Annotated in this window: 1 protein-coding gene; it reads left to right on the forward strand. The window is 45.8% G+C overall.

What is annotated here, in order from left to right:
• On the forward strand, positions 1–293 hold a 293-nt coding region (gene tnpA / locus LJE12_RS19730; RefSeq protein ID WP_227292409.1), incomplete at its 5' end, for an IS200/IS605 family transposase.
• Between the last annotated feature and the right edge of the window lie 146 nt (positions 294–439).

Below are 439 nucleotides of genomic sequence, written 5' to 3' on the forward strand. Positions count from 1 at the left end.
AACTGGTGCAGGAGATCGCAGAAGATAAGGGCTTTACGGTCCATCTGTTTGAATGTGGGGAAGGAGACCATGTACACTGTTTTGTGTCAGCCCCTCCGAAATTATCCATAACTGCGATCATGAAATACCTGAAGGGGATCTCCGGCAGGAAACTTTTCGAACGTTTTCCGGAAATAAGAAACCAGCTTTGGAAAGGGGAGCTGTGGAACCATTCCTATTATGTGGAAATGGTCGGATCTGTATCGGAAGAAAATATCCGCAGGTACATCGAACATCAGAGCAAAGCGTACTGATACTATGGAGGAGAGGAAATGCTGCTGTCAAAGAAAACATCCATAAAGGTCAGCCGGGAATATGCGAACCTCATCGGGCATATGTGCTATGCAGCATCCAAGCTCTGGAATGTCTGTAATTACGAGCGTCAGCATTACAAAGAAAC

Origin of the sequence: Blautia sp. DFI.6.71 (genome assembly GCF_020593585.1) — a bacterium.
Lineage (GTDB): Bacteria > Bacillota > Clostridia > Lachnospirales > Lachnospiraceae > Blautia_A > Blautia_A wexlerae.